Annotated in this window: 8 protein-coding genes; 6 read left to right on the top strand and 2 right to left on the bottom strand. The window is 36.3% G+C overall.

From position 1 onward, the window contains the following. Positions 1-89 precede the first annotated feature (89 nt). The 4 genes from FJA49_RS06645 (at position 90) to FJA49_RS06630 (ending at position 7,974) form a co-directional block, all read left to right on the top strand. Positions 90-4,538, top strand: coding sequence for a translocation/assembly module TamB domain-containing protein (locus FJA49_RS06645; RefSeq protein WP_140000124.1), 4,449 nt, complete (start codon positions 90-92; stop codon positions 4,536-4,538). Positions 4,539-4,831: 293 nt separating this feature from the next. Beyond that, on the top strand, positions 4,832-5,818 hold the full coding sequence (gene pfkA / locus FJA49_RS06640; protein ID WP_140000122.1) for a 6-phosphofructokinase: 987 nt from the start codon (positions 4,832-4,834) through the stop codon (positions 5,816-5,818). 89 nt (positions 5,819-5,907) lie between these two features. Continuing rightward, positions 5,908-6,909 (top strand): type I glyceraldehyde-3-phosphate dehydrogenase, encoded by a 1,002-nt coding sequence (gap, locus tag FJA49_RS06635; protein ID WP_140000120.1) that lies wholly within the window; start codon positions 5,908-5,910, stop codon positions 6,907-6,909. 216 nt (positions 6,910-7,125) lie between these two features. After that, the gene (locus tag FJA49_RS06630; protein WP_140000118.1) at positions 7,126-7,974 is read left to right on the top strand and encodes an N-acetylglucosamine kinase; all 849 of its coding nucleotides are present in this window, start codon (positions 7,126-7,128) and stop codon (positions 7,972-7,974) included. A gap of 96 nt (positions 7,975-8,070) precedes the next feature. Here FJA49_RS06630 and FJA49_RS06625 read toward each other — a convergent pair whose 3' ends face one another. Continuing rightward, a complete protein-coding gene (locus tag FJA49_RS06625; RefSeq protein ID WP_140000116.1) occupies positions 8,071-8,451 on the bottom strand; it encodes a RidA family protein in 381 nt (126 codons plus the stop codon). Between the two features lie 11 nt (positions 8,452-8,462). Further along, positions 8,463-11,207, bottom strand: coding sequence for a putative LPS assembly protein LptD (locus FJA49_RS06620; protein WP_140000114.1), 2,745 nt, complete (start codon positions 11,205-11,207; stop codon positions 8,463-8,465). Positions 11,208-11,291: 84 nt separating this feature from the next. Here FJA49_RS06620 and FJA49_RS06615 point away from each other — a divergent pair, with 84 nt between their 5' ends. Both FJA49_RS06615 and FJA49_RS06610 read left to right on the top strand, forming a co-directional pair. Continuing rightward, complete coding sequence (locus FJA49_RS06615) at positions 11,292-12,503, top strand: N-acetylmuramoyl-L-alanine amidase family protein (protein WP_140000112.1); 1,212 nt, start codon at positions 11,292-11,294, stop codon at positions 12,501-12,503. Between the two features lie 57 nt (positions 12,504-12,560). Further along, the gene (locus FJA49_RS06610; protein ID WP_140000110.1) at positions 12,561-13,532 is read left to right on the top strand and encodes an MlaD family protein; all 972 of its coding nucleotides are present in this window, start codon (positions 12,561-12,563) and stop codon (positions 13,530-13,532) included. Positions 13,533-13,540 lie beyond the last annotated feature (8 nt).

Raw genomic sequence — 13,540 nt, 5'->3', positions numbered from 1 at the left:
GAATTATATTTGACAAAAATAAAACAATTAAGAGTATCAAAAAATTTAAAAAAATAGTATTTCGTACCTTACTGGGTATAATTCTACTTTTGCTGTTACTCGGCATTGCTCTTTCACTGCCTTTTGTTCAAACGAAAATCGCACATTATGTTACCGAAACCTTAAATGAAGATTATGGAACAGACATTAATGTCGACCAGGTTGCTATTTCGATTTTTGGCGGTGTAAAACTGAAAACGGTACTGATTAGAGACCATCACAAAGATACTCTGATTTATGCCAATTCCATCAAGACTAATATTTTAAGCTTCAAAAAACTCAAGTCAGGAGATTTGATGTTTGGAGATATATATGCGGATAAGCTCTTTTTTAATCTTAAAAATTACAAGAACGAAAAAGAATCCAATATCAATGTTTTTGTCGGATTGTTTGAAACCGGTAAAAAATCACACAAACCTTTCCAGCTGACAGCAGATAATATTTATCTGACCAAAAGCCATTTCAGGGTTACAAACGAGAACGCAATTACCAAAGTAAGCGTAGATTTTACAAAAATGGATGCCAGCGTACGTAAATTTAAGATTTACGGAAGCGATATTACCACTGAAATACGAAAGCTTGCCTTTCATGACCACAGAGGACTGAATGTAAAGGATTTGACGGGGAAATTTAGTTATTCAAAAGAAAGCATTCTTCTGAAAGAACTAACTGTTTTGACTAAAGAATCCAATTTGAAAGGAAATGTGGTACTAACCTACAAAGAAGGTGGATTAGCAGATTTTGTAAATAAAGTTCATTTTGATGTAGATGTGGATTCTGCCTCAATTTCCACAAATGACCTGAATCATTTCTACAATGAATTTGGGAAAAACAAGAAATTTAATTTTTCTACCATCTTAAGTGGTACAATGAACGATTTCTTTACCCGTAACCTAAAGTTAATTGTAGATAATCATTCCCAGATTGTAGGAGATATTAATTTTAAAAACCTTTTTAATCCTGATAAGGACGCATTTCTTATTCGTGGAGATTTTAAAAAGCTGTCATCGGATTATGCAAATCTAAAAACGATCCTGCCTAGGATATTGGGTGAAAAACTACCTTCGTCACTAGAATATTTAGGTGATTTTGACATTACGGGTAATGCACAAATTACGCATTCTGATGTAAAAGCAGATATCTACCTGACAACTTCAATTGGAGAACTTGCTGCCGACCTTCAGTTGTATGATATTGGTAATATTGATAATGCTTCTTATGAAGGAAATATAAACTTTGAAAAGTTCAACATAGGGAAATTTTTAAGACAGAAAGATTTCGGGCCAGTAACGCTGGATTTAGAAGTGGCCGGAAAAGGATTCACGCGAAAATTTTTGGATACAAAAGTGACTGGGAAAATTTACAGTCTGAATTTCAAAAAATACGATTATAAAAATATCGAAGTAGACGGTACATTCAAAAATCCGCTGTTTCAAGGAAAGGTTGTCGTGAATGACCAGAACCTGAAAATGGATTTCAAAGGATTGCTTGATTTGAGCAAAAAGGAAAACCGTTATGATTTCCATGCCCTGATTGATTATGCCGATTTGAACAAACTGAATCTTGTTAAAAGAGATTCGATTTCGCTTTTTAAAGGTGATGTTACGATGCAGATTACAGGAAACAGCATCGACAATATGTATGGAGACATTTCTATTTCACAGACTTCCTATCAAAACCAGAAAGATATTTATTTCTTCGATGATTTTACAATCCAATCCCGTTTTGATGAAAATAGGGTACGTTCTATTATAATCAACTCTCCGGATATTATCAAAGGGCAGATTGTAGGAAAGTATGAATTCAGGCAGGTGCCAAAGATTATCGAAAATGCCATAGGAAGCTTATATACCAATTACAAGCCGAATAAGGTCAAGCCAGGGCAATTTTTAGATTTTAATCTTTCTATCTATAATAAACTTATTGAAGTCTTTCTGCCGGAAGTTTCAATAGGAACCAATACGGTCGTTTCCGGAAAAATGACTTCGGATTCGAATGAATTCAAAATGAATTTTGATTCACCTGAGATTTTAGCTTATGGTAATTCTTTTGATAAGGTTTCTCTCGAAGTAGACAATCAGAACCCGCTGTATAACGCCTATATTGAAATGGACAGTATCAAGACAAAGCGTTATAAGATTTCGAATTTTAGTACGATTAACGTAAAGCTTGAAGACACACTGTTTTTTAGAACCGAATTTAAGGGTGGTAACGAAGCCAAAGACTTTTATAATCTGAACGTTTATCACACTATTGATGAAAAGAACAATAACGTTGTTGGGATTAAAAAATCAGAAATCAATATCAAGGACTATTTATGGTTTCTGAATGAAAATGATGCTAACGACAATAAGATTGTTTTTGATAAGAAGTTTAAGAATTTCTCCATTGAGAACATATTGATGACGCATAACAACCAAAGAATTGAGCTTGGTGGAATTATTCGTGATAGTACATACAAAGATCTTAAGTTGAGCTTTAAAGAGGTAAGCCTCGGCAAACTGCTGCCCGCCATGGACAGCTTGCGTATTGACGGAAAACTGAATGGTGAAATCGATTTTAAACAGAACAAGTCGATTTACCAGCCTACTTCTACAATTACGGTCGACAGCCTTAATGTAAATAAAATCGCTTTGGGTAACCTTTCTGTGCAGATTCAAGGAAATGAAAATCTGAATCGATTTAGCGTCAATTCTGTATTGGAAAATGACAATGTCGAGAATTTTATAATTACGGGCGATATAGGAATCTTAAACAAGCAAACGCTTTTTGATCTGGATTTTAAATTCAATAGATTCAATCTCGGAGCGCTGAGTCCGTTAGGTGGTAATGTAATTTCAAGGATTAGGGGATTTGCTACGGGTAACGCCAATTTTGCGGGAACATTAAAAGATCCACAAATTAACGGAAGGCTTTTCCTGGATGAAGTTGGACTCAAAGTACCTTATCTGAATGTTGACTATGAATTTGATGAACGTTCTATTGTTGACTTAACGGAAAACCAATTCCGTTTTAATGACGCCCGAATGACGGATATCAAATACAAGACAAAAGGATATCTAACTGGTAGTATCAAGCATCAAAACTTCAAAAAGTGGGTACTTGACCTGAATATAGAATCGGACAGATTGCTGGCATTGGATACGAAAGATTCTGATGATGCAATGTATTTTGGTACCGCTTTTATTGCCGGAAAAGCATCTATAAAAGGACCAACTAACGGATTACTGATTACCGTAGACGCAGAATCCAGGCAAGGAACAAATATTAAGATTCCTGTAAATACAGCATCGGGCGTAGGAAACAATACCTTTATTACCTTCCTTAGTCCAAAAGAAAAATACAATCCCGATAAGGGAATTTCAGAAAAGATTATCAACAATTCCGGATTGGAATTGCAGTTTGATCTAAAAATTACACCTGAAGCTGAGATTGAGATCATCATCGACAGAAATACCGGACACGCTCTGAAAGGAAAAGGAGATGGAAAGATGCGACTTGAAATCAGTACGCTTGGTAAATTCAATATGTGGGGCGACTATCAGGTTAAAGAAGGAGAATACAATTTCAAATACGGAGGAATTATCGATAAAAAGTTCCAGGTTAAAAAAGGAAGTTCTATTTCTTGGGACGGAGATCCGTTACGAGCCCGTCTGAATATTGATGCTATTTATAAGACACAGGCGAACCCGGCAGTTTTGCAGGATAATGCATCCTTTAACCGCAAGGTTCCAGTAGAAGTGGTTATTGGATTGACCGGAAACCTGATGAATCCGGAACCTGACTTTACGATTAATTTCCCAACCGTGAGTTCTGTATTAAAATCAGAATTGCAGGTAAAATTAGATGATAAAGATACTCGTGTGAACCAGGCACTTTCTCTTTTGGGTACTGGAAATTTCCTAAGTTCAGAAAATGCCGGAACGGCTGTATATGGAAGCTTGTTTGAAAGAGCCAGCGGTTTGTTTAATGATTTGTTCCAGGATGAAGATGGTAAATTTACTGTTGCTCTAGATTATCAAATGGCAGACAGAACGCCTACGGCAGAAACGAGCAGCCAATTTGGAATTGCAATTACGACGCAAATCAATGAAAGAATTTCTATTGACGGAAAAGTGGGTGTGCCTGTGGGCGGCGTGAACCAATCTGTTATTGTTGGTAATGTAGAAGTGAAATACAGGGTTAATGAAGATGGAACTCTAAATTTAAGAGTATTTAACCGCGAAAACGACATTAACTATATAGGAGAAGGAATTGGTTATACGCAAGGTCTTGGGGTTTCTTATGAAGTCGATTTTGATACCTTAAAAGAATTATGGTATAAGATTTTTAATATCAAGACCAAAGAAGAAAAAGAAAATACGAATGCTGACCATATGCCGGATTCTGATCTTTCGCCTGATTTTATTCAATGGACTCAGGATAGAAGGAAAAAACCAGATAACCAAAAGGCAGAAAAACAAAAAACGGAACAGCCAAAAATTCCGGATATGGATTAACATTAAATACTCTTTATAAACTTTTCGACTCTGCGTCTTTGCGTGAAAATAATTGCTCGCAAAGACGCAGAGTCGTAAATAAGTGTATCGGAATAAGCTCCTATAATGGATTAATCTTTTGTCAACTTGACGATTTTTACCCTATAATTTACAAAAATTACCAACTTCACAGCAACGAAAATAAAAACTTATCAACGAAATCGATTGAAATTCTAATTGTTTCCTAAATTATTAAAAACCCTATCCTTAAAGTAATATTTGTTTGCTAATTTTACAGTATTAACAGCAAATAAATGTCAAAAACAATAAAAAAAATCGGTGTACTGACATCCGGAGGAGATTCTCCTGGGATGAATGCCGCTATCCGTTCGGTTGTTAGAACCTGTGCTTATCATAACATTGAATGTATCGGAATCTACAGAGGATATCAAGGTATGATTGAGGGCGATTTTAAAGAAATGGGGCCTCGAAGCGTAAACAATATCATCAATAAAGGTGGGACAATTTTAAAATCGGCCCGTTCTAAGGAATTCATGACTGAAGAAGGCAGAAAGAAAGCGCACAGCAATTTGTCTGCAGCCGGAGTAGAAGCTTTGGTTGTTATTGGTGGTGACGGAAGTTTTACCGGAGGATTGGTTTTTAACAAAGAATATGATTTTCCAATTATAGGAATTCCGGGAACTATCGACAATGATATTTACGGAACTACCCACACTTTAGGATATGACACTGCTTTAAATACTGTTGTAGAAGTTATCGATAAAATCAGAGATACGGCAAGTTCCCACAACCGACTTTTCTTTGTGGAAGTTATGGGGCGTGATGCCGGCCATATTGCCTTAAATGCAGGTATTGGTGCCGGAGCTGAAGAAATATTAATTCCAGAAGAAGATTTGGGCTTGGATAGATTATTAGAATCGCTACGCAAAAGTAAACTATCAGGAAAATCATCCAGCATTGTAGTAATAGCAGAAGGTGACAAAATTGGCAAAAATGTTTTCGAACTAAAAGATTACGTTGAAGAAAATATGCCGGAATATGACGTTCGTGTTTCCGTTTTAGGACATATGCAGCGAGGTGGAGCACCTTCTTGCTTTGACCGTGTCTTAGCAAGCCGTTTGGGCGTTAAAGCCGTAGAATCAATCCTTGACGGAAAGAGCAATTATATGGTAGGACTTCTGAATGACAAAATCGAGTTGACTCCTTTAGAACAGGCTATCAAAGGTCACTCTCAAATCGACAGGGAATTGTTGAGAGTATCAGATATCATGACGACTTAATTTTAGTCGCAATTTCCCCACAAACAAGTAAATAAACAAATTATATAATCGGCAGAAAGCGCGCACTTCAGCCCAAAGCAAGTAAAAAAATGTCAAAAGTAAAATTAGGAATTAACGGTTTCGGCAGAATTGGTCGAATCGTTTTCAGAGAAACTATAAATAGAGATAATGTAGAAGTAGTAGCCATTAATGACTTGTTAGATGTTGAGCATTTGGCCTACCTTTTAAAATATGATTCAGTTCACGGTCGTTTCGCAGGAACAGTTGAAGTAAAAGACGGAAAACTTTTTGTGAATGACAGACTGATACGAGTAACAGCAGAAAAAGACCCGTCTGTATTGAAATGGGATGAAGTAGGAGTAGATGTAGTAGCAGAATGTACAGGAATTTTCACGACTCTTGAAAAAGCAAACGAGCACATTAAAGGTGGTGCAAAAAAAGTTGTAATTTCTGCACCATCAGCAGACGCTCCAATGTTTGTTATGGGAGTAAACCATACCAAGGCTACAGCGGCAGATACGATTGTTTCTAATGCTTCATGTACAACAAACTGTTTGGCTCCATTAGCAAAAGTTATCAATGACAATTTCGGAATTGTTGAAGGATTAATGACAACAGTTCACGCAACAACAGCAACACAATTGACTGTTGATGGTCCTTCTCGTAAGGATTTCCGTGGCGGAAGAGCAGCTCTTTTAAATATTATTCCGGCTTCTACAGGTGCTGCTAAAGCAGTAGGAAAAGTAATCCCGGAATTGAATGGGAAATTGACAGGTATGTCGATGCGTGTTCCAAACGCCGATGTTTCTGTAGTAGATTTAACTGTAAAACTACAGAAAGAAACTACTTATGATGATATCATGAAGGTGTTGAAAAATGCTTCTGAAACAGACTATAAAGGCATTATCGGATATACAGAAGATGATGTGGTTTCTCAGGATTTTATTTCAGATTCTCGTACATCAATCGTAGATGCTAAAGCGGGTATCGGTTTAAACTCGACTTTCTTTAAGCTTGTTTCCTGGTATGATAACGAATACGGATATTCAAGCAAACTAATTGATTTATCTGTACATATCGCAAAATTGTAATTAATAATTGAATGGTCCCGTCATTACCTGTGACGGGACTTTTTTATTTTCCAGAAATAATCAATACATATTTCCAAACCATTTTTTCCTTACTTTAGTTTTTTAAAATCTTTCCTGGCTAAATTCCAAGATAGGTTTGTTATAAAACAAAGAGGATCAAGAAGCTGTTTTTTTACGGCTTCGGCAGTAATTATGAAACAAACTAACAAACCATAAATGAAATTATTAGTAGATAGTGGGTCAACAAAAGCAGATTGGATTGCATTAGATGATAATGGCAATAAGTTGTTTACCACGCAATCTTTGGGGCTAAATCCTGAAGTCTTAGATAAAAACGGAGTTATTCAGCGTCTGGAAGACCGTTTCGATATCTATCATAACCGTAAGGAAGTAACGCATCTTTTTTTCTATGGAGCCGGATGCGGTACAGACCGTATGAAAAATTCACTTTCTGAAACGTTCAGGGAGTTTTTCCCTAATGCAGAAGTATCTGTTAAGGAAGATACCTATGCGGCGGCTTATGCAACAAACCCAACAAATGAAAAGGCAATCATATCTATTTTAGGAACCGGTTCCAACTGCAGCTATTTTGACGGAGTAGAATTACATCAAAAAATACAATCACTAGGTTATATTGCCATGGATGATTGCAGTGGTAACCGTTTTGGGAGGGATTTAATCCGTGCTTATTATTTTAATAAGATGCCTAAACATTTGGCTTCTCTTTTTGAAAAGGAATATGACCTGGATCCTGATACAATCAAAAACCATTTATACAAGCAGGCCAATCCAAATGCATACCTGGCAACGTTTGCTAAATTCCTTATCCAACATAAGGATGACGAATTTATTCAAAAGCTAGTGTTCGAAGCCATGCAGGTTTTTGTTGATAATTACATCACTCAATTTGAAGATTGTAGAGAAGTACCAGTTCATTTTGTAGGTTCGATCGCTTTTTATCTGAAAGACGAATTAAAGCAAGTACTTGATAAAAACGGACTGAAACTGGGCAATGTTTTAAGAAGACCGATTGACGGACTGATAGAATACCACATGGTTAACTAAATAATACAAACAAAAAAGCCGACTTAAATGAGTCGGCTTTTTTGTTGTTATAAAAAATGGAAGTAATCTTTATAATCCACAAATCAGTGGCAAAAATTATTTCATAGCAATCATAGAAATTTCAACATTCACGCCTTTAGGCAATCCAGCTACTTGAACTGTTTCTCTTGCCGGAGCAGTTTTTTCATTAAAATAACTTCCGTATACGGTATTTATTCTTGCGAAATTGCCCATGTCCATAATAAAAATGGATGTTTTTATTACATTTTCAAAAGTCATTCCGGCTTCTTCCAAAACAGCTTTCATATTTTCCATTACTTGTTTGGTTTCGGTTTCAATATCATCTAAAACCAATTCGCCAGTTTGTGGATTGATAGCAATCTGTCCTGAAGTGAACAGCGTATTGCCAAATGCAACCGCCTGATTATACGGTCCTATTGGAGCCGGAGCTTTTTCTGTAAATATTATTTTTTTCATACTGAATTTGATTAACGTAGTCTTCTGTCTGGTTGTTTTCTCTTATCCCACTTAATATCACTCAATACTGAAGATTTGATTCCGATAAAGAATCCCCAGGAAGTGTAATCTCCAATAGGAATCCAGTTAAAATCCATTCTCCAGCTTAACAAGTCTCTTTCAAAACGAAATTGAGTAAAGGTAACACCCTTTTGAACAAAATCATAACCGGTTGATACACCTACTTTCCATCGGGGTGTCAAATCGACATTTCCGGAAACCATCAGGGAATTGTTGGTTATTTCATTCTGTCGGGAGGAATTATTGTAGGTCACGGAATAGGCTAGGTTCAAGTTCCAAGGAAGCAGGGCATGATAGAATTTTGTCTTTTTTTCTGCTTTTTCCGTATCGTCGTCATTAAATTGGCTTTGCCTGTTGTCTCCTAAATCTCTTGCAGTTCCAAATAGGTCATCTTCACGACCTCCGTTTCGTAATCCTTGATTTTTCAAAGCGTCAGATCGGTCATTTTCGTTCGTTCCGTCAGAACTAGAGAATGAATAGTTAACGGTAATATTGGCACTTGACAGACGAAGTAGGCTTCCTCCGTTGTCAATATTGAACTTGTCTATTCTTCTATTAGCGTTGTCCAATGCGTAAGGATCAAGAGTAGCAGCGAAGTTAATGTTCATTTTTTCCTTAAAAAGAGCAGTACCTCCACTCACCCGCAAAGGAGCTAATTTAAGGGAATCAGCAGTCATGTCATATGAAGTCGAAAAGTTCAGGTTATTTAACAGCATGATTTTTTTAGCCTCCGTTTTGGTACTGTCTTTATCTGTTACTTTTGCTTCAAATGTGTTGCTTAAGTTGAATCCGATATTGTTAGAAATATTTTTTCCAGGCACTCCATAAAACCCTCCTTCAAAGCGGGTATATTCTTTTAGCATAGTGCCGCTTCCGTCCGGATCGTAGGTGTCATAATATTTAGCAAAGCTTGGAGTATAACCATATGAAATTGAGGGTCTCATGACGTGGCGTATAGCTTGTATTTTTTTATCTTCTCCAAAATTAAACGTACCATAAACGGTTGTACCTATACTGGTAGAGAAACTATAAGTTCTGAATGCATCAAACCCTCGAATATCTAGGTTGTCAACTTTTTGGGTTACCGGATTGTATCGTTTTTGAATCGTTTTCATATACCAGACCTCATTATAGTTTCCGCCGGCAGTCACACTAAAATGCTTGAAGATTTTAAAGTTTGTGCTGAGAGGAATTGTATGCTGGAAACCTACACGCGCATCTCTGAACATCTGAGGCTTGAAAAATAAAGAATCTTTGGTAGTGATCTGGTTTTGAGCGTTCAGATTATACTGGAAGTTGATGTTTTTTATAAACCCTTTTTTGGTTTCATCTTGAGAAGCAAAAGGGAAAATTCGATCTACGCTACCTTGAAATGTTGGCAGGGTCATGTTAATGGTTTCAGTCTGCGTGTTTTGGGAATGCGTAGCCGTGATGGACATATTCACCTGCGGAACCGAATTAAAAGTTTTGGAATACGAAACAGATGAACTTAACGTATTATTTAATGCAGAACCTACGTTAGCTTGGTTCATAGATCGTTGGTAATATTTACTACTACCTAAGTTTACTGAAGCAGAAAATCTGGAATCAGGACTAGCTTTAGGATCTTGTGTATGTGTCCATTGGATATTATACTGAGTGGTTTTGGTATAATCGGGAAAACCACGTTCGCTTTGGATCTGATTTTCAAAACGAACATTCACATTGCCTCGAAATTTGTATCGTTTTATATAACTTGATTCAAAACGCATGGCATAACTTCCGTTGGTATAATAATCACCCAAAATAGCGAGATCATAATTGTCAGAAAGAGCGAGATAAAGACCTCCGTTTTGTAATGCAAAACCCTGTCTGTTTGTATTGTTAGGCGAGGGAAGGATTAAACCTGAGGTTCCTTTATTTGACATAGGGAAAAAAGCAAAAGGAATCCCTAAAGGAGTAGGGACATCAGCAATAACCATGTTGGTGAGCCCTACAACAACCTTTTTTCCAGGTACAAGCTTTAATTTACGAGCCAGAAAGTAATATTCCGGATCATCAATGTTTTTTGAAGTAGTTATTCTTGCATTCTTAATGAAATAAACAGAATCATTTTCTTTTTTTGTAATCTCTCCCTTAATATTTAACTCTCCTTGAGTAGATCGGGAGTTCCATACCAAAGCTTTTTTAGTAACCGTATTAAAACGGATAGAATCGGGTTCGATAACGTTGTCTCCTTGCTTAAAAACAGGTCGTTGGGTGTAATTTCCAAGCGAGTCCTTAATTCTTCCGGCATAAACTTCGTTCTTATCGTAATCCATAACAATAATTCCTGCTGTAAGCTCAAAATCTTGATAATACAGCTCTGCTTTGTTGTAAAGAGTAAGCTGCTTTTTCTTCTGATCCATTTTTTCATAGTCAACAGCCTTACGTTTTATTCTGCTTTCCAGAAATGTTTTTTTAGGTTTAAGGCTATCCTGAGCAGTAGAATCAACAGGTTTTACGAGGCCTTTCAAACTTATTGAGGCAGAATCTTTTTTTGTATTTGGCTCTTTTTCAGCAGCTATTGAGGTGGATTTGGTTTTTCCTTCTTGAGAATAAGTTTCCGCAGTTCCTAATGTTAGGAAAATTGCTGATAAAACGATATGAAATAAGTTTGTGCGCAAAGGTTTAAATACTATTTTTGTAAAAATATGGCTTAATTTTTGACGTGCCAAACTTACATATATTTTTCCATCAAAAATAAGGAAATATCAAAATTATAGCCATAGCAATTTTATTAAAATTAACTTTAGCAACATATGTACATCCATAAGAAATTTAAATATTCGTTCGCCATATTAGCCTGTATTGTATCTTTTGCTGCTTTTGGACAATCAGGGGATAAATTTAAAGTTGTTCTTGATGCCGGACACGGTTCAAAAGATTTTGGAGCTGTAAAGAATAGTTTTGTTGAGAAAAACATTGCACTTGCGGTAGCTTTAAAAGTTGGAAGATTGGTAGACAAGCAGCCTAATGTGGATGTTGTATACACAAGAAGTACGGATGTATTCATTGAACTCGTTGAACGTGCCAACATTGCCAACAGGGCTAATGCTGATTTGTTTGTTTCTATTCACTGTAACTCCAATCCAAATTCTGAAGCTTTCGGAACAGAGACTTATGTAATGGGTCTTACTAAGGTAAAATCGAACCTTGAAGTAGCAAAGAATGAAAACCAGGTAATTACGCTTGAAGCAGATTATAAGGTAAAATATGCGGGCTACGATCCAAAATCGCCAGAGTCTTTGATAGGTATTACATTAATACAGGAAGAACATCTGGACCAGAGTATTGCTGTAGCAAGTAAAATCCAGGATAATTTCACGCAACAATTAAACCGTAAGAGTAGAGGAGTGAAGCAGGCACCATTTATGGTATTGCACAAAACGTCTATGCCTAGCGTTTTGATTGAAATGGGATTTTTGTCTAATAAAACAGAAGGAAACTATCTTAATTCTGAAGAAGGCCAAAACGAAATTGCAAAAGCCATAGCCGATGCCATTATGAGTTATAAGAAAGAATACTACGGAGGTACATCAATAGAAAACAAGATTGATAAAGATGCACTAAAAGTAGAAATGCCGAGAGAAGCTGTTTCGACTGCAAAGAAAGACAGTGCTAAAGCTCCGGTTACTAAAGCTCCTGAACCTAAGAAGCCAGAAGTAAAAACTGCTGAGACAAAAGCTGAAACGAAAAATGAAACGAAAACAGATTCAAAAGGAGTAGTGTTTAAAGTACAGATTTCAGCAAGCGGAACTAAACTGGACCTTGTTCCAAGCAATTTTAAAGGTTTGAATACTATTTCGATGATTTCTGAAGGGAATCTTTATAAATATATGTATGGTGAAACCAGCGATTATGAAAAAGCCAAAGAACTGGTACAAGAAGCCAAATCAAAAGGATTTACTACTTCCTACCTCATAGCCTTTAAAAATGGCAAAAAAATCAGTATCCAAGAAGCATTAAAATAGCTTGTTGGAGAAGCGTTTGAAATTATTTAATTAAATTTGTTTAAAAACACCGAAGCTTTGAAAATATCAAGAGAAGTCAAAACCGCTATTTTAGTAATTTCCTCTATATTATTGTTTATTTGGGGATATAGTTTTTTAAAAGGAAGAGATCTTTTTAACGATTATAAAACATTTTATGCCGTATATGACGAAGTAGAAGGACTGGCTCCTTCAGCACCCATAACTATAAACGGTCTTGCTGTTGGTAAAGTGAATAGCATTACCTTAAATGGAAACGGAAAATTATTAGTGGAACTTCAGGTAAAAACCGATTTCCCTATATCCAAATCAAGTGTTGCTAAAATTTACGAACCAAGCTTTATTGGAGGTAAAAGCATTGCTATTATTCCAAATTTCAAAGATCCGGTAGAAGCTGAGAATGGGCAGGTTCTATTAACAGATATAAAACCGGGTATGCTTTCATCTTTAGGCGATAAACTTTCGCCTTTACAACAAAAAGTTGAAAAGACAGTAGTTTCAGCAGACAGCTTATTAGTAAATATCAATAATATTTTTGATAAAAAAACACAAGAGAACCTAAAGGCTTCGATTGCTGAATTGGCGGCAACGATGAAAGAATTTAGTCAGGCTGCTAAAGGAGTTAATTCATTAATTGCAGACAATAAGTCGAAAATTGATAACACCTTCGCAAATCTGGACCATACATCTACAAATTTCTCAAAGCTTTCTGATTCGATAGCACAGGCTAATTTAGGACAGGCGGTGAAGAAATTGGAAAAATCGCTTGCTAATGTAGACAACATCATCAACGATGTACAGGCTGGAAAAGGTTCTTTAGGAAAACTGCTTAAAGACGAAGGTATGTACAGAAATTTGGAAGGTGCATCACTTGAGTTAAAGCAATTGCTTGCTGACCTGAAAAACAATCCGAAGCGTTATGTACACTTCTCTGTTTTCGGAAAAAAAGGAACACCCTATGTAGAGCCTAAAACCGAAACAAAAAAGGTAAAAGATACTATTAAAAACTAGGAAAGCGG

This window comes from Flavobacterium microcysteis (genome assembly GCF_006385255.1).
GTDB lineage: Bacteria > Bacteroidota > Bacteroidia > Flavobacteriales > Flavobacteriaceae > Flavobacterium > Flavobacterium microcysteis.
The sequence above is the reverse complement of the archived record's forward strand: the minus strand, read 5'-3'. Positions and strand labels throughout refer to the sequence as shown.